General features: G+C 42.4%; 23 protein-coding genes. All 23 read right to left on the reverse strand.

Annotated elements, in window-relative coordinates; all coding sequences use genetic code 11:
- Positions 1-121: 121 nt before the first annotated feature.
- Positions 122-328 carry a YlzJ-like family protein gene (locus tag K8O68_RS19370; RefSeq protein ID WP_230898412.1) on the reverse strand — a complete coding sequence of 69 codons (207 nt, stop codon included), beginning with the start codon at positions 326-328 and terminating at the stop codon, positions 122-124.
- On the reverse strand, positions 325-1,056 hold the full coding sequence (locus K8O68_RS19375) for a ClpP family protease (protein WP_230898413.1): 732 nt from the start codon (positions 1,054-1,056) through the stop codon (positions 325-327). The genes K8O68_RS19370 and K8O68_RS19375 overlap by 4 nt, the downstream gene beginning before the upstream one ends.
- A gap of 148 nt (positions 1,057-1,204) precedes the next feature.
- A complete protein-coding gene (locus tag K8O68_RS19380) occupies positions 1,205-2,875 on the reverse strand; it encodes a ribonuclease J (protein WP_230898414.1) in 1,671 nt (556 codons plus the stop codon).
- A 152-nt stretch (positions 2,876-3,027) separates the two neighbouring features.
- A complete protein-coding gene (gene dapA, locus K8O68_RS19385; protein WP_230898415.1) occupies positions 3,028-3,891 on the reverse strand; it encodes a 4-hydroxy-tetrahydrodipicolinate synthase in 864 nt (287 codons plus the stop codon).
- Between the two features lie 126 nt (positions 3,892-4,017).
- Positions 4,018-5,238 (reverse strand): aspartate kinase, encoded by a 1,221-nt coding sequence (gene dapG / locus K8O68_RS19390; protein ID WP_230898416.1) that lies wholly within the window; start codon positions 5,236-5,238, stop codon positions 4,018-4,020.
- A gap of 34 nt (positions 5,239-5,272) precedes the next feature.
- The gene (gene asd, locus K8O68_RS19395) at positions 5,273-6,319 is read right to left on the reverse strand and encodes an aspartate-semialdehyde dehydrogenase (RefSeq protein WP_230898417.1); all 1,047 of its coding nucleotides are present in this window, start codon (positions 6,317-6,319) and stop codon (positions 5,273-5,275) included.
- Between the two features lie 230 nt (positions 6,320-6,549).
- A complete protein-coding gene (locus K8O68_RS19400) occupies positions 6,550-7,143 on the reverse strand; it encodes a dipicolinate synthase subunit B (protein ID WP_230898418.1) in 594 nt (197 codons plus the stop codon).
- A gap of 1 nt (position 7,144) precedes the next feature.
- Positions 7,145-8,047, reverse strand: a complete 903-nt coding sequence (dpaA, locus tag K8O68_RS19405) for a dipicolinic acid synthetase subunit A (protein WP_230898419.1) — start codon at positions 8,045-8,047, stop codon at positions 7,145-7,147.
- 160 nt (positions 8,048-8,207) lie between these two features.
- Positions 8,208-8,441, reverse strand: a complete 234-nt coding sequence (locus tag K8O68_RS19410) for a YlmC/YmxH family sporulation protein (RefSeq protein WP_230898420.1) — start codon at positions 8,439-8,441, stop codon at positions 8,208-8,210.
- Between the two features lie 64 nt (positions 8,442-8,505).
- Positions 8,506-9,750 carry a M16 family metallopeptidase gene (locus K8O68_RS19415; RefSeq protein WP_230898421.1) on the reverse strand — a complete coding sequence of 415 codons (1,245 nt, stop codon included), beginning with the start codon at positions 9,748-9,750 and terminating at the stop codon, positions 8,506-8,508.
- 22 nt (positions 9,751-9,772) lie between these two features.
- The gene (locus tag K8O68_RS19420; protein ID WP_230898422.1) at positions 9,773-10,735 is read right to left on the reverse strand and encodes a polysaccharide deacetylase family protein; all 963 of its coding nucleotides are present in this window, start codon (positions 10,733-10,735) and stop codon (positions 9,773-9,775) included.
- A 132-nt stretch (positions 10,736-10,867) separates the two neighbouring features.
- Positions 10,868-12,967, reverse strand: coding sequence for a polyribonucleotide nucleotidyltransferase (gene pnp / locus K8O68_RS19425; protein WP_230898423.1), 2,100 nt, complete (start codon positions 12,965-12,967; stop codon positions 10,868-10,870).
- 268 nt (positions 12,968-13,235) lie between these two features.
- Complete coding sequence (rpsO, locus tag K8O68_RS19430) at positions 13,236-13,505, reverse strand: 30S ribosomal protein S15 (protein WP_093047550.1); 270 nt, start codon at positions 13,503-13,505, stop codon at positions 13,236-13,238.
- A 225-nt stretch (positions 13,506-13,730) separates the two neighbouring features.
- Positions 13,731-14,660: a bifunctional riboflavin kinase/FAD synthetase gene (locus K8O68_RS19435; RefSeq protein WP_230898424.1), complete on the reverse strand. Its 930-nt coding sequence runs from the start codon at positions 14,658-14,660 to the stop codon at positions 13,731-13,733.
- A gap of 32 nt (positions 14,661-14,692) precedes the next feature.
- Positions 14,693-15,616, reverse strand: coding sequence for a tRNA pseudouridine(55) synthase TruB (gene truB, locus K8O68_RS19440; RefSeq protein WP_230898756.1), 924 nt, complete (start codon positions 15,614-15,616; stop codon positions 14,693-14,695).
- Between the two features lie 82 nt (positions 15,617-15,698).
- Positions 15,699-16,049 carry a 30S ribosome-binding factor RbfA gene (gene rbfA, locus K8O68_RS19445; protein ID WP_230898425.1) on the reverse strand — a complete coding sequence of 117 codons (351 nt, stop codon included), beginning with the start codon at positions 16,047-16,049 and terminating at the stop codon, positions 15,699-15,701.
- Between the two features lie 152 nt (positions 16,050-16,201).
- A complete protein-coding gene (locus K8O68_RS19450; RefSeq protein ID WP_230898426.1) occupies positions 16,202-16,483 on the reverse strand; it encodes a DUF503 domain-containing protein in 282 nt (93 codons plus the stop codon).
- Positions 16,480-18,642 (reverse strand): translation initiation factor IF-2, encoded by a 2,163-nt coding sequence (gene infB / locus K8O68_RS19455; RefSeq protein ID WP_230898427.1) that lies wholly within the window; start codon positions 18,640-18,642, stop codon positions 16,480-16,482. Before infB ends, K8O68_RS19450 begins: the two co-directional genes overlap by 4 nt.
- A gap of 62 nt (positions 18,643-18,704) precedes the next feature.
- Complete coding sequence (locus K8O68_RS19460) at positions 18,705-19,007, reverse strand: YlxQ family RNA-binding protein (RefSeq protein ID WP_230898428.1); 303 nt, start codon at positions 19,005-19,007, stop codon at positions 18,705-18,707.
- The gene (gene rnpM, locus K8O68_RS19465) at positions 19,007-19,282 is read right to left on the reverse strand and encodes an RNase P modulator RnpM (RefSeq protein ID WP_093047556.1); all 276 of its coding nucleotides are present in this window, start codon (positions 19,280-19,282) and stop codon (positions 19,007-19,009) included. Before rnpM ends, K8O68_RS19460 begins: the two co-directional genes overlap by 1 nt.
- A 12-nt stretch (positions 19,283-19,294) precedes the next feature.
- Entirely contained in the window at positions 19,295-20,473 is a 1,179-nt protein-coding gene (gene nusA, locus K8O68_RS19470; protein ID WP_093047557.1) for a transcription termination factor NusA, read from the reverse strand.
- A gap of 56 nt (positions 20,474-20,529) precedes the next feature.
- A complete protein-coding gene (gene rimP / locus K8O68_RS19475; RefSeq protein ID WP_230898429.1) occupies positions 20,530-21,000 on the reverse strand; it encodes a ribosome maturation factor RimP in 471 nt (156 codons plus the stop codon).
- A 246-nt stretch (positions 21,001-21,246) separates the two neighbouring features.
- Complete coding sequence (locus tag K8O68_RS19480; protein ID WP_230898430.1) at positions 21,247-25,548, reverse strand: PolC-type DNA polymerase III; 4,302 nt, start codon at positions 25,546-25,548, stop codon at positions 21,247-21,249.
- Between the last annotated feature and the right edge of the window lie 7 nt (positions 25,549-25,555).

Raw genomic sequence — 25,555 nt, forward strand, 5'->3', positions numbered from 1 at the left:
CATGGAAGAAGCAGCCGACGAGTCGGCTGCTGATCCGGTTTTTAACGAACGCTTGTTTCATTAATTATAGCATAGAGTTAAGATTTATTACTAGAAGAGGATGAAATTAACACAGTTAATTTCATGGTTTGTATTTTTGCCCGGGCGTGTATTCAGGGTTCAGGTACATATTAGGGTCAGTCGCCAGCAGCCGGCAGATAATATACTCTTCGCCGTTTTTTTCACACATCAGTTGACCGCCGGGAATTTCCAGCATTTCATAAGAAGTAAAATCCTGTTCATCAGGAGGGAAAACGGTGTGTGAGCTTTGATAAGTGTATAAGATCACTGCACAACCTCCTCAGGTTCATCCTTTTTGTTTTCGTCAATAAGCTCATTTAATTTTTTAATCGCTTGCCCTAATCCGCCCACTTCTTTAATAAGCCCCTTCTCAACTGCTTCAGAGCCTATTACGTTTGTTCCAATGTCACGTGTAAGGTTGCCTTTAGAGAGCATCAGGTCTTTTAATTCTTCTTCTGTTATTGCTGAATGATTGACAACAAAACGGACGACGCGGTCCTGCATTTTATCCAGATATTCAAAACTTTGCGGAACCCCGATCACTAGACCAGTCAGCCGGACAGGATGAATAGTCATTGTCGCACTTTCTGCAATAAAAGAATAGGTACCTGATACGGCAATAGGAACACCGATTGAATGGCCTCCTCCAAGTACAAGTGTGACAGTCGGCTTAGACATGGAAGCGACCATTTCAGCGAGAGCCAGACCGGCTTCTACATCTCCCCCCACTGTATTGAGAATAAGAAGAAGGCCTTCAATATTAGGATTTTGTTCTGCAGCTACGAGCTGGGGGATGACATGCTCATATTTAGTTGTTTTATTCTGGGGCGGCAGTTGCATATGCCCCTCTATTTGACCGATAATTGTCAGGACGTGAATGTTGCTCGCTTCCATCTGGGGGACATTGGTCTGTCCCAGCTGCTGAATTTTATCAAGTATTCCTCCGCTTTTATCCTGCTCAGGCGGTTTTTGAGGCTGTTCCTGATCATACGTCATGTTTATCTCCTCCCTTTTCTGTTAGTATGTTAGAGATATTGCGCTTTCATACAAAAAAAGCCTGAACTTCCTGGCTGGCAGCAGAGAAACAAAAAGCCCTATCAGCCTGTCCACCAGGCTGATAGGGCAAAAAATGGTTATTATTTATTTAAGCTTCCATAATAATCGGCATAATCATAGGCCGGCGTTTTGTTTTTTCATATAAGAAACGGCTTAACTGGTCGCGTACCTGGCTTTTCATTTGGGACCATTCCGTCTGCTTTTGTTCCATTGACTGATGGAGGGTATCAGTGACCAGTTTTTCAGCCTGTTTAATAAGCGCTTCAGATTCCCTCACATATACAAAACCTCTGGAAATAATATCAGGTCCGGAGAGAATTTCACTGTGCTTTTTATTTAAAGTAACTACGACAACCAGTATCCCGTCTTTTGAAAGTAAACGTCTGTCTCTTAAAACAATGTTTCCGACATCTCCTACACCAAGCCCGTCTATTAGCACATGGCCTGAAGGCATTTTATTGGCCCTTTTTCCTTTACGCTTTGTAAATTCAGCCACTTCACCTTTTTCCAGCAGGAAGATCTTACTGTCATCAATTCCGACAGACCTTGCCAGATGCCTGTGTGCGTACTGCATGCGGAATTCTCCGCTCACCGGAATAAAATGCTGGGGCTTCACAAGATTAAGCATCAATTTTAATTCTTCCTGGCTGGCATGGCCGGAAACGTGTATCTTTTTCGTTTTTCCATAAATGACGTTTGCACCTGTTCTGGAAAGCAAGTCCACCATTTGAGACACGGCTTTTTCATTGCCGGGGTTTGGCATAGCCGCGATGAGAATCCTGTCATGTTTTTCGATTTTGACCAGTGGATGGGAACCTTTCGCCATTTTAGCCAGACAGCTCATCGGCTCACCCTGGCTTCCGGTTGTTAACACAACTAATTGATCCCGGCTATGTTTTTTTATATCTTCTTTTGGAATAAACACATTATTATTGTCCAGTAAATAACCCATTTCCAATGCAATCGAGACAGCTCTTTCAATATCCTTTCCTACTACAGCTACTTTTCTTTCCTCATTCTCAGCTGCGTTAAGGACTTGCTGAATTCTGTGAATGTGAGTTGAGTAGACTGTGACAATTATGCAGGCATCCGCTTCGTGAAAAGCATCTTTCACACCCTCTGCTACAATTGAATCGGACGGTGTGTTACCGGGAATCTCTGCATTATGGCTGTCAGAAAGGAGACACAGAACACCTTTGTCCCCAATCTCTGTCAGTTTCCCCATTTCTGTCGGACGTCCATCTACTGGGTTTTGGTCAAATTTAAAGTCGCCAGTATAAACAATCGGCCCCTGTGACGTATGAACTATTACACCAAGGGAGTCAGGAATACTGTGGTTTGTTGCAAAGAAACTTAAAGGTGTTTTTCCAACTTTCACTTTAGAGTCAGAATGGATTTCTTTCAATTCAGGTTTCTTTTTAACTTTAACCTCTTTAAACTTATCCCTTACTAATGCCAAAGTAAATTTAGTCCCGTAAACCGGCACGTTTAAATCCCTTAATATATAAGGAACAGCCCCAATATGATCCTCATGGCCGTGAGTTAATACAATTCCTTTTACCCGGTCTTTGTTTTCTACAAGATAGGTGATATCAGGAATAACGATATCTACCCCTAACATATCATCTTCAGGATGCATACATCCGGCATCTATAATTAAAATGTCTTCGTCCAGTTCAAGAACGTACATATTTTTCCCAATTTCATCGAGTCCTCCAAGGGCAAATATGCGTATTTTTTCAGTTTGTTGATTCGACAATGGTAAATCCTCCTAAAATATTCTATTTCGATCAGACCTCTGTTCATTAGTATAACTTATTATTGTTTTTAACTACAAGTCACAAAAGCGCCCCACAGGTTTTAAGTTAGAAAAAAAAGCCGTATGCCCTAAGCATACAGCTTTTGTTTGCATTAATTTAAAGCGTTATTAAGCACCGAACGTTCCTCTGGAGTAAGCGGGATCAGCGGAAGCCGGACACCGCCCACATCAAGGCCTTTAATCTGTAAAGCTGTTTTTACAGGTGAAGGATTTGGGGCAATAAACATGCTTTTCATAATTGGCAGCAAGCTCTGGTGAATGGAGGAAGCTGTTTTAATATCTCCCTTTTTCCATGCCTGAACCATTTTCTGCATATCTTTGCCTATGATATGGCTTGAAACGGAAACTACTCCGTCACCGCCAATGGCCATGAATGGAAGAGTCAGGCTGTCATCCCCGCTGAATACCTGAAAATCATCGGGTGTATTGGTAATAATTTCTGTCACCTGATCCAAATCTCCGCTTGCTTCTTTTACTGAAGTGATATTAGGAATTTTCGAAAGAGCAATGACTGTTTCCGGCAGAATATTGACTACACAACGGCCAGGAATGTTATAGAGCATAACAGGGAGAGAAGTTTTTTCAGCGATGGTTTTAAAATGCTCGTATATCCCTCTCTGGGAAGGTTTATTATAATACGGAGTTACAAGCATGATGCCGTCAACTCCCGACTTTTCAGCTTTAACCGTCAATTCTGCAGTCGCGTACGTATCATTCATCCCGGTCCCTGCAATTACTGGGATTCTGCCGGCTGCAGCTTTGACTGTGTGTTCATATAAAGCGGATTTTTCTTCCATGCTTAATGTTGCCGATTCACCGGTGGTGCCTCCTACTACAACCCCTTCAGTCCCGTTGTCAATCAGGTAATCCATCAGTCTGTTTATTTTTTGAAAATCAATATTCCCTTTGGAATCAAAAGGGGTTACCATGGCTGTTAAAACATTACCCAATGCCATAACCTTCCACTCTCCTTATACTTCTTTTTCTTTATGGAGCTTTTTTTGCTGATATTCCCTCCACCCCATTGCTCTTCCAGAAAGAGTAACGACGAAGGGGGAATAACAATTTTACCGCAAGATATTTTAATAAAGGTTTTCTTTTAAAAACTTTTCATGAAGAGCATTGACTGCTTCAACCATATCCTCTTCTTTAACTAATACCCATATAGTGGTATGTGAATCAGCCGATTGCAGTATTTGGATGTGACGGTCAGTTAAAGCTTCTACAATCTTTGAGGTTATGCCTGGCACCCCGGTCATGCCTGCTCCTACAGCAGATACTTTCGCACAATTTCTTAATATTTCAGGATTAAAATTCATTTCTTTTAAAAGGGCTTCTGCCTTATCGGTCAAGTGATCAGGAACAGTGTAAACCACACCAAAAGGATTAATATTTATAAAATCCACTGATATTTCCGCGTTAGCCATTGTCTTAAACACTTTAGCCTGCAGGTCATATTCCCCTTCGTCAGCAAACACTTTTATCTGCGAGACATCCTTTACATGGGCAATTCCGGTGATCAGCCGTTCATCCAAATCTTTTCCAAGAACGGATGAGGTCGTGCTTGTAATTAATGTGCCTGTTCCCCCGTCTGCCACCGATCTTATCCTTATCGGAACTTTAGCCTGCATAGCCACTTCGACTGCACGGGGATGGATGACTTTAGCTCCCTGATAAGCCAGATTGCATATCTCATTGTAAGTAACTACATTAATTGGCTGAGCGTCTTTTACAATTCGCGGGTCGGCGGTCATGACACCGGCAACATCTGTAAAAATATCCACCGCTTCTGCCTGCAGTGCCGCCCCTAAAGCAGTTGCTGACGTATCTGAACCACCGCGTCCAAGTGTGGCAGTTGTTCCTTTGGCTGTTTCCCCCTGAAACCCGGTGACCACCACCGCGTCATAAGTCTCAAGGGCAGAAAGAAGCCCATCAACCTTCATTTCGGTAATTTTTGCATTCGTATAATCTTCGGTCGTCCTGAACCCTGCCTGGGCGCCTGTCATCGCCAGTGTCTTTACTCCTTTTTGCTGAAGAATAGATGAGAAGACGACTGACGAAATCGTTTCTCCGCACGATAACAGCAAATCCTGCTCGCGGTTAGAAACCGAAGGGGTAACCCCTCCGATTAAACTAAGCAGCGTATCTGTGGCGTAAGGATCCCCGGCTCTTCCCATGGCTGAAACAACTATGACCGTTTTATATCCTTCCCGCAGCGCTTCCAGAACGTGCTGGGAAGATCTTTCACGCATTTCTTCGGTTTGTAAAGAGGTTCCGCCGAATTTTTGGACTAAAATCTTCATATCTTTATCCCTCTGTCTTTTTCGATTAATAAATTTATTTTAGTAAACCTAATTTAATTAAAGAGAAAGCAATTTGAACTGAGTTAAGCGCCGCACCTTTTAATAAGTTATCAGCTACGACCCACAGGTGAAAACCATTTTCACGGTCCAGGTCCTGACGGATTCTTCCTACAAAAATATCATCTTTTCCTTTACACTCGGAAGCTAGCGGGTAAACCTGGTTAGCCGGATCATCTTCAAGTGTCACACCTGGCGCTTCTTTCATTAGATTGCGTATCCCTTCAACATCCAGGCCGTCTTTCTCTACTTCAATATACACTGATTCAGAGTGTCCTGTTTCTACTGGCAGACGCACGCAAGTAGCTGCTACTTCAAGTGATTCATCATTCATTATTTTTTTCGTTTCGTTAATCATTTTCATTTCCTCAAACGTGTAGCCGTTGTCCTGAAAGACATCAATTTGAGGAACAGCATTAAATGCAATTTGGAAATGCTTCTTATCTCCTGAAACAGGAAGTACTTCAGGATTAATTTCCTCCCCGTCCATGATTTGGCGGGATTGCTCATACATCTCATCAATTGCCGCTGCGCCTGCGCCTGAAACAGCCTGGTATGTAGATACGACTATTCGCTTCAATCCATGTGATTTTCGCAAAGGCTCGAGTGCTGCAACCATCTGAATCGTTGAGCAGTTAGGATTGCTGATTATTCCGTTATGATTTTTAAGGTGGTCTTCATTTACTTCCGGAACGACGAGCGGAACGTCTTTATCCATACGGAATGCACTCGTATTATCTACGACAATTGCGCCTCTTTTTACTGCTTCAGGAGCTAGCGCTTTTGAAATAGAGCCGCCTGCACTGAATAAAGCTAACTGAATGCCATCAAATGATTCCGGTTTAGCTTCCTGTACAGTCAGTTCTTCTCCCTTAAAGTTTATTTTTTTACCAGCTGACCGTTTTGAAGAGAGAAGAGTTAAAGAAGCAATTGGAAAATCCATTTTCTCCAGGGTTTTAAGCATTTGTTCACCTACCGCCCCTGTCGCTCCTAATACTGCTACATGATAACCTTGTTGTGTCATTATTTTAAATCCCCTTTCGAAATTTTAGAAAAGCTTACCGTCAAATTCCGGCTGACTAATAGTTTTTTTCTTATACTTTTATTCTTTTAAAAAAAATGAACTTTACCAGCGTATAAGAAAATGCCTTCTTATATAATTATATACAACATAGCCGCCGCCGTTAAGGGGGTACCTTAACGACGACTTTTGTCACTAAGTCCTTATTTTAACAATAAGACCTCATAATTGCATTAATTTTTATACCTCTCAATTAGTACCGGCTGCAATTGACGGCCATTTATCGCTTCTTCTACAGTCTCAGGAATTCTCGACATATCAGCAACAAGGGAGTTTGGTTTTTTGAATGGATGATCCTGCCCTAAAGGAACGAAATAAATATTTTTAGCGGCCATCAGTTTCATTATGTTTACACCATTCAGTCCAAGAGCATCATTTGTGGATACAGCAACCACGACCGGTCTGCCTGTTCTCATGGTTGCTTTAGCTCCCATTAATACAGGGGAATCTGTCAGCGCATTTGCCAGCTTACTTGTGGAATTACCTGTCATAGGAGCAACCACCATACAATCAAGGGGGTATTTAGGCCCGAACGGCTCGGCTTTTACAATAGTGTCTACAATCGGTTCAGGGGTAGTTTCGGTTATTTCTTTCAGCCATGAGTCACTCGTTCCAAATTTAGTATCTGTGCTTTGAACGGTATAAGAAACAAATGGAGTTACTTTTGCCCCTAAAGACACCAGTTTTTTCATTGCCGGCATGACTTCTTCATACGTACAGTGAGACCCGGTCAAACCAAATCCAATATGTTTTCCTTTTAAAGACATTTTATCTTTTGCCTCCTTTTTGTTCTTGCCACTGTTCTTCTAAAAGAGAAGATAAAAGGTTCGCAAGCTGGATCCCTGCTGTTTTGGGAGCTACTAAGCCTGGTAAGCCAGGAGTCAGGATGGCATGGATTCCACGCTTTTTGGCAAATTCAAAATTTGTTCCTCCCGGTTTAGATGCTATATCGACAATCAAAGCGTGAGTTGGCATTTTAGCGATTACTTCAGCTGTAAGAACTTCAGCTGGAATAGTATTTATAACAACATCTGCCTTAGCTGCTCTGCTGCCAAGCTCCGACAGCAAAACCGGTTCCATCCCCATCGTATAAGCTCTGGCTAACAATTCGGATTCCCTTGCAGCTACAGAGACGTCAGCTCCAAGCTGGGAAAATGTTTTACCAATGGTCTGCCCGACTCTGCCGAACCCTGTGATGAGAACTTTTGCTTTATGCACAGTGACATTGGTGTTCTGTATGACAAGCATCAAAGCGCCTTCCGCCGTAGGAATAGAATTGTATATTGCGAGATCATCCCTGTTCATAAGTTCAACCAGCTCTTTTCCTGCATGGCTGGCCATTTGTGATAATGTCTTATTAGAGATACCGGTATATATACGGGTATGTGCAGGCGTCTCAGCCAGCCAGCTTTCTTTAAAAAACTGCTGCTTCCCTGCAAACACACTGTCGATTTCGCGTTTGGGACTTATGCCATTAACAGGTAAAATCAGCGCGTCGAGTTTATCAGCCCTGACCGTATCAAATGTTGTTTTCTCAACTCCCAAAAATCCGTTATCCAGCTGTTCGTAGCCTATTAAATGAATTGAAGCATCTAATTTAGACAGTTTGCGAATGACTTCAATTTGCCGCAGATCTCCTCCAATAATTGCAATTTGCATTCCAGTTAACACTTGATTCTCCCCTTTCTGGTACTGGTAAATGGAAAGGGAAATAAGAGCCTTGCGAAACGCTCAACACATTTTATGTAAGAAATACCGTTTGGTGATTTGTACACAAAGAAAAGCCCGCTGTAAGCATAAGCTTATAGCGGGCATAGGTTTACTATTTTATTTAAGATACTTCGATAATAATCATGTCGGTACCGATTTTTTTAATCTGATTCCAGTGCACGGTGACTTCTTTTTCTCTTTTCCCAAGGCCGAACCATTTTAAAGTAGGAATAACAAAAGCTTCAATCTTTCCGCTTTTCTCATCAATCATCAGATCTGTCTGGCCGAGCACGCCAAGCCGTTCTCCTTTTTGATAATCAATAATTTCTTTCTGGCTGATCTCACTTAACCGCATTCGTCAACCACCCACCCTTCAGTTTACTACAAGCTTATGCGGGGCTGAGGGGCTTATATTCTATTTACTGCTGTAAAGATTGCGGCAGCCTGCCATCAGGGCTGATGAGAGTCAGTGAAAAGTCCTTCGATAATATATCTTCACTCGTATTCATAATTTCTTCCATCGTAACCTGATCAATTGACCTTACTATTTCATCAAGTGATTTATGTCTGCCCAGAAGAAGTTCATTTTTCCCGTTCCTGCTCATCCGGCTGTTTGTACTTTCAAGCCCGAGCATTAAGCCGCCTTTCAATTGCTCTTTCCCATTATGAAGTTCTTTGTTTGTTAGACCGTTCTGCCGGATCTCTTTTAACGTATTCATAATCACTTCAAACGTCTGTTCAAGCTGCTCCTGTGCTGAACCGGAATAAATAGTCAGCATACCGGAATCTTTAAAGGCCGAATGGTAGGAAAATACTGAGTAAGCGAGTCCCCTGTTCTCCCTTATTTCCTGAAACAGGCGGCTGCTCATGCTTCCGCCCAAGGCGTTATTTAATAGTATGAGTGAATAAATGCGTTCATCACTAACTCTGTAACCATCAAAGCCAAGGCATAAATGCGCTTGTTCAGTATCTTTTTGGCGGACCAGCTTTTCCGGTAAAAAGGATGGTTTTTCCAGATTCACAGAGCTCTCCGTTTTCTTTTTCAATGGAGCGAACAATTCCTCAATATAGTCTATATAACTTTCATCCACATTTCCACATACAGAGATAACGACATTTTCGGCATGGTAATATTGATTCATATAGGAAAATAAATCTTCTGAAGAAAATGAATCCAATGTCTGCTCTGTTCCTAGGATCGGGTAACCAAGCGGATGTTCACCGTAACTTGCTTTACTCAATAAATCGTGTACGAGATCATCAGGCGTATCTTCATACATTTTGATTTCTTCAAGCACGACACCTTTCTCTTTTTCCAATTCTTTCTTTTCAAAGGTAGAATTAAAATACATATCAGCCAGTACATCCACCGCATACTTCGCGTGCGTATCCAGCACCTTGGCGTAATAGCATGTATATTCTTTTGAAGTTAAGGCATTGACATGGCCGCCGATAGAATCAAAAGATTCAGCAATATCCTGGGCCGTGCGCGTTTTAGTCCCTTTAAAAAACATATGCTCAATAAAATGGGACATGCCGTTCTCTTCTTTTTTCTCAAATCGCGATCCTGTGCCAATCCATATCCCGACAGATACTGATCTGACATTGTGGTTAGGTTCAAAGACGATCCGAAGACCATTCTTGCTGTTAATACGTTTAATCACAATAGATCCTCCTACTGATTGGTTATTCAGATAATCTTTTCTCACTTAAGACATCTGATAATTTACCAAGTTTTAGTCCTTTTTTCTGAATGCCCGTAATCATTGTTTCGAGGCCTTCTTTGGTGGAAGAGGTAGGATGCATAAGAATCAGAGAGCCAGGTTCTGTTTTTCTCACTATCCGGTCAGCCATACTGGCTGGATCCGGCTTCTTCCAATCCACAGTATCCACCGTCCATAAAACGGTATACATTCCATGTTCCCTTGCAACCTTTACAACCTCATCCCTATAGCTTCCGCTGGGCGGTGCAAACCACTGGGGAGTCACATTAAGTGCTGCGTTTATAACTTCATTCGTTCTCCGTATTTCATCGTGAATGCGTTCGCGTGAAAGCTGCTGCATATTTGGGTGAGAATAAGCATGGTTGCCAATTTCATGGCCTTCCTCTTTTATCATCATAGCAAGATTTGGATTGTTTTTCACCCATGAACCGTCTAAAAAGAAAGTTGCCTTCACATCATATTTTTTAAACGTTTTTAACATATCCGGCAAATACTCATTTCCCCATGCCACATTCACCATCATACCAGCCATTGGTTTGCCGGAATTTCCTTTATAGACGGGCGCAGGCGGCAGATCTTTTAAAGTGACTTCCGGAGGTGTTTCTTCAAACGTCAGCAGACCTTCCTGAAAGGCGCCCGCAGGCTTCATCTTATCATATGATTTCTGTACATCAATTCTTTTTCCGTTAAGTCCGGGAATCGCTTTCCAGACCGGGTCTATCACTGCATCAACAGCAGGCTGGTCATATTCCTGCCGTTTACGGATTATTTCCATATAAAGAGGGTCTTCTTCTTTTAATACTTGTTCGGCCTTCCCTGTTATTTCTTTGATGTAGCTTCCAGTCACCGGATTCTGTAAAGTAGAGAAGGTCATAAACAGCAACAGTAGCAAAGTCCCTGATTGAACGAACGCTTTCTTCAGCATTTTAATCACCCCAATAAAAAATATGTTTCTATTGGACAAGGTAGAACTGAAGAAAGTTGTAATTCAAAAACAAGCAACGGCTTAAAAAATCCGGCAAAAAAAGCTGCCAGCTACTGACAGCTTTTAAATAAATTATTTAGATTCACTGTTTTCAGGCAGCACTGCTTTACGGGACAAGTTAACGCGTCCCTGATTATCGATTTCAGTCACTTTTACAAGCACTTCATCACCGATGGAAACGACGTCTTCAACCTTTCCTACCCGCTCTTTCGCAAGCTGGGAGATATGGACAAGCCCGTCTTTGCCTTTGAAGATTTCCACAAAAGCACCGAATTTTTCAATTCGTTTAACTTTACCGAGGTAAGTCTGGCCGACTTCCACTTCACGGACAAGATCTTCAATAATTTGTTTAGCTTTATTATTCATCTCTTGTTCGGAAGAAGAAATATAAACCATGCCGTCCTGCTCAATATCAATTTTAACTCCTGTGTCATCAATAATCTGATTAATGGTCTTTCCGCTTGGTCCAATAACATCGCGGATTTTATCAGGGTGAATCTTCATCGTTAAAATCTTCGGCGCGTACTGACTGAGTTCTTCACGAGGCTCAGGAATAGCTGACAGCATATTCTCGAGAATCTGCATTCTGCCTTCCTGCGCCTGTTCTAAAGCTTCTTGCAGCACATTTTTATCAATACCTTCTATTTTGATATCCATTTGAAGAGCTGTGACCCCTTTTGAAGTCCCGGCGACTTTGAAATCCATATCGCCAAGTGCATCTTCCATACCTTGGATATCTGTTAAAACGGCAACCTTATCTTCATGTTTTACTAACCCCATAGCAATCCCTGCAACAGGAGAAGAAATCGGCACTCCGGCTGCCATCATAGCTAAAGTGCTTGCACATATACTCGCCTGAGAGGTTGACCCGTTGGATTCCAGCACTTCTGAAACGAGGCGGATTGTATAAGGGAATTCCTGTTCAGATGGAATCACTTTCTCCAATGCCCTCTCACCGAGAGCTCCGTGTCCGATTTCTCTTCGGCCAGGTCCTCTGATCGGGCCTGTCTCCCCTACACTGAATAACGGGAAGTTATAGTGGTGCATAAATCGTTTAGATTCTTCAATTCCTAAGCCGTCAAGTACCTGCACGTCTCCTAATGCCCCTAGCGTACACACAGAAAGAGCCTGTGTCTGTCCGCGGGTAAAGAGGCCGGATCCGTGTGTCCGCTGCAAGATATCAATTTCTGAAGCAAGCGGGCGGATTTCATTCACTTTTCTTCCATCAGGTCTGATATTATCCTGTGTAATGAGTTTACGGACGGTCTCTTTTAATAATTTATCGAGAATTTCTTTCACATCTTTTGTGCGGTCTTCCTCTTCCTCAGCATACCCTTCGAGAACGTTATCATAGACTTCTTTGATCGCTTCTTCACGGGCATGTTTCTCTACCACGGTAGCAGCTTTAACAAGGTCAGCCTCTGCCTTGCCGCGGATTTCTGATTCAAGTTCTTTATCAGTAGTTACCAGTTGGACTTCCATTTTAGTTTTTCCGACTTTTTCAATAATCTCTTCCTGGAAAGAAACTAATTTCTTAATTTCTTCATGGCCGTACATAATGGCATCAAGCATGATTTCTTCAGGGACTTCGTCAGCGCCTGCTTCCACCATGTTAATTGCGTCTTTAGTACCGGCAACTATTAAGTTAATATCGCTTTTTTCCATTTGGTCTGTTGTCGGATTAATTAAAAATTCGCCATCCACTCTTCCAACAGTCACTCCGGCAATCGGGCCTCCAAATGGAATATCTGATATGCAAAGAGCAATAGATGACCCTACCATTGCAGTCATCTCCGGTGAGCAGTTCTGGTCATTACTCATTACCATGCTGATCACTTGAACGTCATTTCGGAACCCGTCAGGGAACAACGGACGGATCGGTCTGTCAATCAGTCTGCTCGTTAAGACAGCGTGGTCACTCGGACGGCCCTCACGTTTAATAAATCCGCCCGGAATTTTACCCGCGGCATATAAGCGTTCCTCATAGTTCACTGTTAACGGAAAGAAAGGTAAATCTTTCGGCTCTTTTGATCCTGTAGCAGTAGATAAGACGGAGGTGTCACCATAACGTATCATGGCTGCTCCGTTTGCCTGTTTAGCAAATTGGCCTACTTCAACCGTAAGTGTACGGCCGGCCCATTCCATAGAAAAAACCTGTTTTTCTTGACTCATATTTGACTTGACTCCTCTCAGCGTAATAATAATATCAAAAGCCTTTGTATTATTGTTAACTTTGTTTTTATGTACTAAACATGGTGTATATTAAGTGAAGGTAACAATTATAAGCATTTTTAACATTTAAAAGAAAATCTATCCATTGATAAACCCTGACTTTTATATCATATCAAAAAAATATATGTAACGAAACACTATATTACCTGTCAGAGAGCACCTCTATTTAATCCATAAGAAAAAGCGGGAGAATCTCCCGCTTTGGCTATTATCGACGAAGACCAAGCTTATCGACAACTTGACGGTAACGAGTAACGTCTTTATTACGTAAGTAAGTAAGCAAGTTACGACGTTGACCGACCATTTTTAAAAGACCACGGCGTGAATGGTGATCCTTCTTGTGTGTACGCAAATGATCATTTAGCGTATTGATTTGCTCAGTAAGGATAGCTACCTGTACTTCAGGAGAACCTGTGTCGTTCTCATGAGTTTTAAACTGGTCAATAATTTCATTTTTACGTTCTTGAGTTAATGCCATCCTGTTCCACCTCCTTTATCTTAATCCCCAATTGCTGAGCAGACGTCGGTGACTCGTGCTGCCAAGCATCGGTTCATAGCAATACTAATCATACTAGTTAAAAGAAGAGATTTCAAGTTTTTCATAAAAAATTTAATTTATTATAGCAGTCTTTCTAAAAAAATGAGACGCTTGCGTGCAGAAAACAAAGCTTTTTGCTGCAATATAAGAAAATCAGCAGCTGATTTAAAAGAAGCTGCGGGCCTCTGCTATATCTTTATTAATCTGTGCGATTAAGGCCTCTGCGCCATCAAACTTAATTTCTCCCCGAATCCGCCCAAGAAAAACGACTTCAACTTTCTCATCGTATAAATTCTTTTCTGTATCAAGAAGATGGACTTCTATCGTTTGTTTGGCAGTCTCATCATGAAAAGTAGGCTTAGAACCAATATTGCACACACCGGAATACATCTTTCCGTTCACCTTAAAGGTAACAGCATATACGCCGGCAGCAGGAATTTCCTTTTGTGCATCAGTGGAAACATTGGCAGTAGGAAAACCGATCGTACGTCCGCGTTTTTCTCCATGTTCCACTACTCCGGTTATCTTATAATTCCTGCCTAAATAGCTGTTTACTTTGTCTATTTCACCTTTGGCCATTGCCTCACGGATGGAAGTGGAACTGATTTTCCCTTCCTGGCCAGCTACTTTTTCCACTGTTGTCTGCGTGATTAAATTTCTTGAATGGAAAGGCATTGTTTCCATTGTCCCTTTTCCCAGTCTGCCGTAAGAATAATCGAAACCAGCGACCACGTGTTTAACATTTAAATCAATTAAGTAGTCGTCCACAAATTGCTGGGGGGATAATTCTGAAAAGCGGGAAGTAAATTCTACAATAAATAAGTAATCCACACCTGTCTTTTCTATCAGCTTTTCTTTTTCCTCCAGAGGGGAGAGATAGCGGACAGGGTATCCGCCATTCTTCCCCAAGACTTCTTTAGGATGAGGGAAGAAAGTCATGACCGCAGAATAAATATGTTCATCGGCAGCTTTTTTTACAGCCGTTTCTATCACTTTCCGATGCCCTAAATGAACACCGTCAAAAAAGCCTAAAGCAGTCACTGTCGGCGGAAGGTTCACCGGGCGATGAGGATGTTTTAAGTGAATAATTTCCAAAGGAGCCACCTCATTTTTCCCAAAAAATAGTATTAATCATGAATGGTCCGGATCATCTTTTCCGGTTTCATCATGCCGTTTCTTTTCTCGTCTTTTTTATACAGAGCAAGAACACGGCCTTCTTGATTATATATAGCAAAGATGGTTTCGTCCATAGAAAAAGTTTGTTCAGGAACTGGTAAAATAGCTCCCTGCAGCACCTTGTTTTCAATTTCCCGGCTGATTGTAATGGAAGAAAACCTTTCCAGTGCCCGTTCTACAGGGATAAGCAGGTCTTTTGCTTTTCCTTCAGCTGATGCGTGATCAAGCTCGTCAAGAGTGATACAATCTTCTCCAACAAAAGGACCGGAAGCTTCTCTGACTAAATGGGACATGTGAGACGGGTAACCGAGTTTTTCACCGATCTGCACGGATAATGTACGGATATAAGTTCCTTTACTGCATTTGGCACGGAATTGAAACGACACTGTCCCGTTATTATTTACCCTGGGCGCACTTAGAAGATTCAAATCATATATAGTCACTTGCCTTGACGGACGGTCGACCGTTTTTCCTTCTCTGGCGTATTCATAAAGTTTTTTTCCTTTTACTTTAACAGCAGAATACATAGGCGGCGTCTGTTCCAAAGCGCCTGTCAATTGCTTAAATACACTGTAGATTTCATTTTCGGTGATCGTACGGTCTACAGGCGATTTGTCAACCACCTCACCCCCTGCATCCTCAGTTGTGGTCGAAAACCCTAACGTAACTTCACCTTTGTATGTCTTATGATCAGCTGTCAGATATTCTACTATTTTAGTGGCTTTTCCTAAACAGACCGGCAGGACCCCTTCCACATCGGGATCGAGGGTACCTGTATGACCTGCTTTTTTAGTATTGAACCTTTTCCCGACTTCCTTAACTGCTGAAAACGAAGTCATGCCTTTCGGTTTCCATAATGGAAAAACACCCATTATTTCATTTTTCATTTGTATCTTCCGCCTCCATATGTACAAACAGAAAAGGGGATAGAAAGTCCTCCTCTATCCCCTTTTCATTTTATTTTTCGTCTTCGTTAAGTTTCCGAAGCAGCTGGTCGATCCGGTTGCCCCGTTCAATACTTTCATCAAATGTAAAGGCCAGTTCCGGGGTTTTCCGAAGCTGAATTCTTTTGCCGATTTCAGAACGGATAAAACCTTTGGCTTTTTCCAAAGCATCCAGCGTTTTTTTTCTGTCTTCATCTTCCCCATACACGGTGATAAAGGCTGTGGCCTGCTGTAAATCTCCGGTAACATCTACAGCAGTAACAGTCACAAATCCTACCCTGGGATCCTTCAGTTCACGCTGGATAATATCAGTTAATTCTTTTTTAATTTGTTCTCCGACGCGATTGGCACGAACTTTACTCATTGTACGCCACTCCTATCTCAAAAGGTCATTTCATACTTCAGGCTCTAATATAGAGAAAGAGTATTACTGGCTTTATAAAAAACCGGCCTGACTTTTAAATGATCTTAAATTATCACTTACCTGGCTGGTTCAGTCAGAACGCAGCACTGCCCTTACAGCCATTCCCACGTAATTTTAGTGATTTCCAAGTCATTGTAAGTTTCCAGGATGGATATGGCTTTTTGTAACTCTTTTTCGGCCTGTTTTTTTTCTGCACTTACAGACACAATAGCCCATTCTGTCCGCTGCCAAACATCCTGATAGTTTATTTCAGCAATGGAAACGTTCAGCCGCTGTTTCAGTCTCGCGGCCACACTTTTAGTGACCGAACGTTTCTGTTTTAATGACTGAGCATTATAAATCATTGCTTCAATAATCAGTGACCCGATGCTCACCGCTTAATTTCCTCCATCACATATGCTTCGATGGTGTCTCCTTCTTTCACGTCATTGAAGTTTTCAAGGGTTATTCCGCACTCATAGTTTTTAGCTACTTCTTTTACATCGTCTTTAAAACGTTTTAAGTCACGGAGCCCGCCTTCAAATATGACGACACCATCACGGATAAGTCTTACGGAAGAATCGCGGGTAATTTTACCCTCTGTGACATAAGAACCGGCAATTGAACCGATTTTAGACACTTTAAATACTTGACGGACTTCTGCCTGGCCAATCACTTTTTCTTCATATTCCGGATCCAGCATTCCTTTCATAGCTGCCTCTACTTCTTCAATCGCATCATAAATGACGCGGTGTAAACGCACCTCTACTTTTTCCACATCTGCTGTGCGTTTCGCGTTAACATCCGGGCGAACATTAAAGCCGATCACAATGGCATTCGACGCAGAAGCCAGGATAATATCAGATTCAGCAATTGCTCCGACTCCGGTATGGATGATGTTTACTTTTACACCTTCAACTTCTATTTTTTCCAGAGACCCTTTCATTGCCTCGGCAGAACCTTGAACATCTGCTTTTACAATGACATTAATTTCTTTAATTTCTCCTTGCTGAATTTGATTAAATAAATCATCCAGACTGACTCGGGAACTTTCTTTACGGTCCGCTTCGCGCTGTTTCGTGGCACGTGCTTCACCAATTTGACGGGCTTTCTTCTCATCTTTAAACACACGGAATTGATCTCCGGCCTGCGGCACAGCGTTAAGGCCCGTGATCTCAACCGGCATTGACGGCCCAGCGGTTTTCACACGTCTTCCCAGGTCGTTTACCATAGCCCGGACTTTACCAAACGCGTTACCTACCACAATCGGATCTCCGACATTCAGTGTACCTGCCTGTACAAGCAGTGTTGCAACAGGTCCGCGTCCACGGTCTAATTCAGCTTCAACAACTGTTCCCATAGCTTCTTTGTCCGGATTGGCTTTTAATTCTTCTACTTCAGATACGAGCAGGATCATTTCAAGCAGGTCATCAATTCCCGTACCATTCAGGGCAGATACGTTCACGAAAATTGTCTCTCCACCCCATGCTTCAGCCACTAACTCATGCTCAGTTAATTCCTGCATCACACGGTCTGGATTTGATCCTTCTTTGTCAATTTTGTTAACTGCAACGATAATAGGCACTCCGGCAGCTTTAGCATGGTTAATGGCTTCCACTGTCTGAGGCATAACCCCGTCATCAGCCGCAACAACCAGGATTGTAATATCTGTTACTTGAGCCCCGCGCGCACGCATCGTAGTAAAAGCAGCGTGTCCAGGTGTATCAAGGAAAGTAATTTTCTTACCGTTTTCTTCAACTTGGTAGGCACCAATATGCTGGGTAATACCTCCAGCCTCACCGGCTGTTACCTTCGTATGACGAATGCTGTCCAGCAAAGTAGTTTTCCCGTGGTCAACGTGCCCCATAATCGTTACTACAGGGGAGCGCTCCTGAAGCTTTTCAGGATCGTCATCTTCAATAATGGACTCAAATTCTGTCTCATCAACGATCACTTCTTCTTCCACTTCTACACCGAACTCCTCGGCAAGAATATCAATTGTATCCTTATCAAGTTCCTGATTAATTGTGGCCATTACACCCAGGAACATAAGCTTTTTAATTAGTTCCGACGGCTCTTTATTCAGCTTGTCTGCAAACTCTCCAACTGTAATAGGTGCAGAGTAAGTAACTTTGGACGGCATTTCTTTTTTACCGCCGTTATTTTTGCCAGGCTGCTGACGGTTTTGCTGCTGGTGGTTTTTATTCTGATTTTTATTACGCTTGTTTTTATTCTTATCTTTTTTACCAGGCCTGTTTTTAGGGTCATCTTCCTTGGATGTGCGTTTTCTCGGTTTTTCTTTTGAAGGCTGATCGTCATTCCCTTGTCCGGAATGCTGATTGGAAGCCCCCTGGTTTTTCTGTTTATTGTCATTACCGGCTTTTTTGCTGTTTTCTGCCGTTCCCTGGGAGCCGTCCAGCTTTTTAATAGTCGCTTCATTGATGACGCTCATGTGGTTGGCTACTTCTATTCCCATATTTTTCAGACGATTAATAATCTCTTTACTCGTCGTATTTTTCTCTTTGGCATATTCATAGATCCGCATTTTACTCATATACATACCTCCTGTATTCACGCCAGCACTTATTCCTTAAAAACTTGCTGCTGTATGAATATCTACTCAATCTTTGAGCGAAATTTATTTGCAAAACCTTTGTCCTGTACCGCTACCGCTACCCGCTCCGCTTTACCAATTGCCTGGCCGATTACAAAACGGTTTTCAAAAATTATATAAGGAATATTATAATAGGTGCATTTATCAGTAATCTTTTTTTTCGTATTGTCTGAAGCATCTGAGGCAACGATAACTAAATGGACTTTATTATTTTGAATTGATTTTACGACCAGTTCCTCCCCGGTCACGAGTTTACCTGCTCTTTGCATTAATCCGAGGAGCTGTCTCCATCCTTTATCACTCATTAAAGAGACCCTCTTTGATGAAAGTGAAGAAGACTGTCGTATAACGTTTCAGGAACTTCAGCTTTTAGATGTCTCGCTAAACTGTTCTTCTTTTTTGCTTCATTAATTACTTGCGCGTCGTTTGAGATGTATGCGCCCCGGCCTGATTTTTTTGAAGTCGGATCGATAAATACTTCCCCTTCAGGCGAACGCACCACTCGGATGAGCTCTTTTTTAGGTCTCATTTCCTGAGTTACGACGCACTTTCGAAGGGGAGTTTTCTTCTTTCCTGCCATCCTTCCCCCTCCTTATCTTTCTTCTCCGTCTTTTTTATAAAAATCTTCATTTTGGGGTACTGCGTCCTGATCGAACTCTTCCCATTCAGTTTCCCCGCCAAAGTCTTCCCAGCCTGTCTCCTCTTCAGCCGGGCCGTCAGGATTGTAAATCCCAAGCTCTTCAGCATCTGTCTGGCTTTTTATATCAATTTTCCAGCCTGTTAGTTTAGCTGCTAAACGGGCATTTTGTCCCCGTTTTCCAATCGCAAGTGATAACTGGTAATCAGGTACAACTACTTGAGTCATTTTCTCTTCTTCATTAACCGTCACCTGTAAAACCTTGGAAGGGCTCAAAGCGTTAGCCACGTAAACTTTAGGGTCTTCAGACCAGCGTACTATATCAATTTTTTCCCCTTTTAACTCATTAACAATTGTCTGGACTCTCTGCCCTTTCGGCCCCACACAGGAACCTACTGGATCCACATCCGGATCTTCGGCGTGGACAGAAATTTTAGAGCGCTCCCCCGCTTCACGCGAGACAGATTTCACTTCAACTGTACCATCATAAATCTCAGGGACTTCCAGCTCGAAAAGGCGTTTTAAAAGACCGGGGTGAGACCGGGAAATCATAATCTGTGGTCCTTTAGTCGTTTTTTCGACTTTTGTAATAAATGCTTTAATACGGTCGTTATGACGGTAAGTTTCATTCGGCATTTGTTCGCCGATCGGCATTAAAGCTTCCACTCTCCCTAAATCTACATAAATAAAGCGGTGATCCTGCCGCTGGACAATCCCAGTCATAATATCTTCTTCCCTGTCTATAAAATCGGAATAGATAATGCCGCGTTCTGCCTCTCTGACTCTCTGTGTGACTACCTGCTTGGCAGTCTGTGCAGCAATCCGCCCGAAATCCCGGGGAGTGACTTCAATTTCCACCACGTCATCCACCTCATATAGAGGGTTGATGCCTTTTGCTTCTTCAAGTGAAATTTCAAGTCTGGCGTCAAACACCTCTTCTACTACTTCTTTTCTGGCGAAAACTCTGATAACGCCCGATTCACGATCAATATCCACCCGGACATTCTGAGCTGAATTAAAGTTCCGCTTATAACCGGTAATCAAAGCTTGTTCAATCGCTTCGAGTATAATTTCCTTGTCAATTCCTTTATCCTTTTCAATGGTTGCTAATGCTTCCATAAATTCACTGTTCATGGAACTCACTTCCCCCTTTCGTTAATAAAAGCCCTGCTGACAAACCTTTAAGAAAGCTAAAATACAACAGCTAAACGGGCTTTAGCCACTTTATCGTAAGGCACCGACACAGGAACGGTCCTCGTTTTATCTTTTGTTTCTATGACGAGAGTCGTACCATCAAACTGTGCCAGCATTCCTTCAAATGCTTTATCGCCGTTAATCGGTGCATAGGTTGTCACATAAACATTTTTCCCGACTGCATTTTCAATGTCTTTTTCCTTTTTGAGAGGCCGTTCTGCCCCGGGAGAGGACACTTCCAAATAATAAGCCTGTTCAATAGGGTCATGCTCATCAAGGGATTCGCTTAATCGTTCACTGACTGCTGTACAGTCATCGAGATCCACACCGTTATCGCCGTCTATATAGACGCGTAAAAACCAGTTTTTGCCTTCTTTCTCAAACTCTACATCCACCAGCTCTAAAGAGAGCTCTTCCACTATCGGGTGTGCAAGCTGTTCCACTTTACTCTGTATACCGCCTGACATACCTTCAACCTCCTTTTCTGCAAAAAGCTTCATCCTATTACTTGCATTTTCACTGTTTTTTTATACAAAACCAGCCGTAATTACCGGCGTTTCCTAGTAATGGAAAATCATTTAGTGCAAAAGAAAGAGTGGGTTTCCCCACTCTTTCTGCCGCTGCTATACCTGTGTCCTTCATTAATATAACACAATCAAATAGGGGTTGCAAACCGCCCCCTGTAGAGGCCATCTCTATTCTCATACAGATATTTAGAATAATGAAAGCTGATTGGAATCAGGCATGCCTTCGAGACACCCATGATCGTCCAGGTTTTCCAGGACAGTTTTTGAGATTTTACTTCTCTCTCTCAGGTCTTCTTTAGACAGGAATTCGCCTGCTTCCTTTGCTTTCTCAATATTTATAGCTGCGTTCGTTCCCACGCCTGACAGAGCATTAAAAGGAGGAATCAGTGAGTCCCCGTCTACCAGAAATTCAGAAGCTTTTGAACGGTACAGGTCTACTTTCTTAAATGATAATCCTCTTTCGCACATTTCTAGGGCAAGCTCCAGAACGGTAACAAGACTTTTTTCTTTTGGAGTCGCATCAAGCCCTTTACTGTATATTTCCTCAATCCTTTTTCGGATAGTGGCTGAGCCCCGGCACATCGTTTCAAGTTCAAAGTCATCTGCCCTTACAGTGAAGTAAGCTGCATAAAACAAGATAGGATGATGAACTTTAAAATACGCAATGCGGATGGCCATCAGCACATAGGCCGCAGCGTGGGCTTTAGGGAACATGTATTTGATTTTAAGGCAGGAGCCGATATACCAGTCAGGAACACCGTGCTTTTTCATTTCCTCAATCCATTCCTCCTGCAGTCCCCGCCCTTTACGAACAAATTCCATAATTTTAAACGCCAGAGAATGCTCGACACCTTTATAAATCAGATAAACCATAATATCATCACGGCAGCCAATCACGTCTTTCAGCACACATGTGCCGTCAGCTATAAGATCAGCTGCGTTATTAAGCCAAACATCAGACCCGTGGGACAAACCGGAAATCTGAACCAGTTCACTGAAAGTCGTTGGTTTTGTTTCCTCAAGCATCTGCCGGACAAAGCGGGTACCAAATTCCGGAATCCCGTATGTGCCTGTCTTACACATAATCTGATCTTCTGTTACCCCTAATGCTTCAGTCCCTCCAAAAAGCTTAAACACTTCAGGGTCATCGACTGGAATATCTTTCGGATCCATGCCGCTTAAATCCTGCAGCATACGGATCACTGTCGGGTCATCATGCCCCAGAATATCCAGTTTCAATAAATTATCGTGGATGGAATGGAAATCAAAGTGCGTCGTTTTCCATTCTGATTCTCTGTCATCGGCAGGAAATTGAATCGGTGAGAAATCATATATATCCAAATGGTCAGGAACGACAATAATCCCTCCAGGGTGCTGCCCGGTTGTTCGTTTAACCCCGGTGCATCCTGAAACGAGCCGGTCAATTTCTGCGCCTCTCAATTGCACCTGCTCATCGCTTTCATACCCTTTGACAAACCCATATGCTGTTTTCTCAGCCACCGTACCAATCGTTCCGGCCCGGTACACGTACTCTTCCCCGAATAATTCTTTTGTATAATTATGGGCGACAGGCTGATAATCACCTGAGAAGTTTAAGTCAATATCCGGGACCTTATCTCCCTTAAAGCCAAGAAACGTTTCGAAAGGAATGTCGTGGCCATCTTTACTGTATTCTTCTCCGCATTTTTCGCATGCTTTATCAGGCAAGTCAAACCCTGAACCGACGCTCCCATCATCAAAGAAATAGGAATGGTTGCAAGCTGGGCAAACATAATGAGGCGGGAGCGGGTTAACCTCCGTAATTTCCATCATGGTGGCTACGAAACTTGAACCTACCGACCCACGGGACCCTACTAAATATCCGTCTTCGAGAGATTTTTTTACAAGTTTCTGCGAGATTAAGTAAATAACAGAGAAGCCATTGCTGATAATACTTGTCAGCTCTTTTTCAAGCCTGTCAATAACATTCTGCGGCAAATCGTCCCCGTAAATACTTTTTGCCCTTGTATAGCATATGTCTCTGATTTCCTGATCTGCCCCTTCGATGTGAGGGGTATATAAGTCATCTGGTACCGGTTTTATTTCCTCAATTTCATCTGCGATAGCGCGGGTATTAGATACCACGATTTCTTTCGCCTTATCTTCAGGTAAAAAACTGAAACATTCGAGCATTTCGTCTGTCGTTCGGAAATGAACCTGAGGAAGCGTCTGTTTATTTAAAGGGTTTGCCCCTCCCTGGGAAGCGATCAGGATTTTTCTGTAAATATGGTCTTCAGGATGAAGGTAATGGACATTGCCTGCAGCCACGACCTTTTTACCTAACTTTTCGCCAATTTGAATGACGTTTTTAATCATATCTTTTAAAGCTAGTTCGTCTCTTACAATCTCTTTCTCTATTAAATGATAATAGTTGGAAGGCGGCTGTACTTCTAAATAATCATAAAAAGCTGCCGTCTCTTCTACTTCTTCCGGCGATTTCTGCATAATCGCCTCAAACACTTCCCCTTTATCACATCCGGACCCTATAATAAGACCTTCCCTGTGCCTGATTAATTCAGAGCGGGGGATCCGCGGTACACGGTAAAAGTAATTAATATGTGATAAAGATATAAGTTTATAAAGGTTTTTCAGTCCTTCTTTAGTTTTAGCAAAAATAGTGCAGTGCGTTGGACGCTGTTTTTTATAATCATCTGAAGTCGCCTGTTCATTCAGCTGTTTGTGGGAAACTATGTCTTTTTCAATAGCGTCTTTCACCATTTTCCAAAGCAAATGACCGGTTGCTTCTGCATCATATATGGCTCTGTGGTGAGACACTAATTCAATATTAAACTTTTTACAGAGTGTATTTAGACGATGGTTTTTAAACGATGGATAAAGCAGCCGTCCAAGCTCCAGGGTGTCAATTACAGGGTTAGGCACTTTTTCGTACCCCATTTTCTGATAACCGGCATTTAAAAATGCCATATCGAAACTGGCGTTATGGGCAACGAGTATATCGTCTCCCATCCATTTATGAAACTTTTCGAGTACCTCCTCAACTTCCGGCGCTGTCTCTACCATATCGTCTGTGATCCCTGTTAATTCGATAATGGTGGGGCTCAGTTTCTCATGCGGGTTGGCAAATGATTCAAATTTATCAATAACCTCCCCATCCTTCACTTTTACAGCTGCTAATTCTATGATCGTATTATAGACAGCAGAGAGACCGGTCGTTTCAACATCAAATACCACATAGGTTTCGTCTGCCAGCCCGCGGTTTGCCGGGTTATAAGCAATAGGAACTCCATCATTCACCAGGTTGGCTTCTACCCCGTATAAAATCTTTACCCCGTGTTTGCTTCCTGCTCCATACGCTTCCGGAAAAGATTGCAAAACTGAATGATCTGTAAGTGCAATTGCGTGATGGCCCCATTTTTTTGCTTGTTCCACATATGCACTCATAGAAGTAACCGCGTCCATCTGACTCATGGGAGAATGAAGGTGCAGTTCCACCCGTTTTTCATCTTCGGGGGCTGTATCCTGTTTTTCGACAGGCGTTATTTGCTGGAAATCTTTAGCCATCATGACAAGGTCCCTTATGAACGTATCCATTTGAACGGTTCCGCGTACTTTCAGCCACATGCCTTTACCGACCGATTCAAAAACGGGAACGTCTTCCTTATCATTGGAAAACATTTTGACGGTTATCGAATCCGTATAGTCTGTGATCTTAAATGTAAGGAGAGTCCGGCCGCTCTTAAGCTCTTTTGTCTCTGCATGAAAGACGTATCCTTGTACAGTTATACGCCGTTCTTCTTCAACAATATTTTTTATCGGCTGGCTGTCATCCTTGATTGCTACCCCCATGGAAACTTTTACATTGTGCTGCATATCTTTTGCTTTTTCTTCTTGTTTTTGTTTCTCCAACATCGCTTCTACCACTTTATTGTGGTCTTCTTCTTTTTTCTGCTCGGCAAACTTTTCCATTGCTTCCTTTGATTCTTTAATTTCTGTCTGCAAATGTAAGGTGCCGAATCCTGTCTCATTACAGACTTCCTTTAAAGGTTCAGAGACTCTTCTCTGTACCATTTCGGCTTCTGTCTCATTAAGAACCGCAAGAATCAGTTTCTGCCCATCAATGACAGGTGTCTGTTCCTGAAGGCGGTGAATCAGTCCGTTAGTTGAAGCTCTTAATTTCTCAACAAAAAAAGGCCAGTAAGCAGGCAAATGCTTATTTAAATTAACTTCACTTTCATAAGCTAATAAAATGTCCACTTCAGCTATATGCTCAAGCCCCTGGATTATTCTGGAGCGGAATAACTCGAATACCTGGAAAGGAAGCATTTCCGGTAATACAAACTGGAACCGCCACTTTTTAGCTTTTGTATAGACTTCAAGTTTTTTTATGTAGGCACCTTGCAGATAACCGGAAATTAAATCATCAGGCATAACTACCTGTTCCATTAACAGCTGGAATCTTTCCTGCCTGATTTTTATTTCTTCATTCATGTCTTAC

Origin of the sequence: Salipaludibacillus sp. CUR1, assembly GCF_021028955.1 — a bacterium.
In the GTDB taxonomy this organism is placed as follows: domain Bacteria; phylum Bacillota; class Bacilli; order Bacillales; family Salisediminibacteriaceae; genus Salipaludibacillus.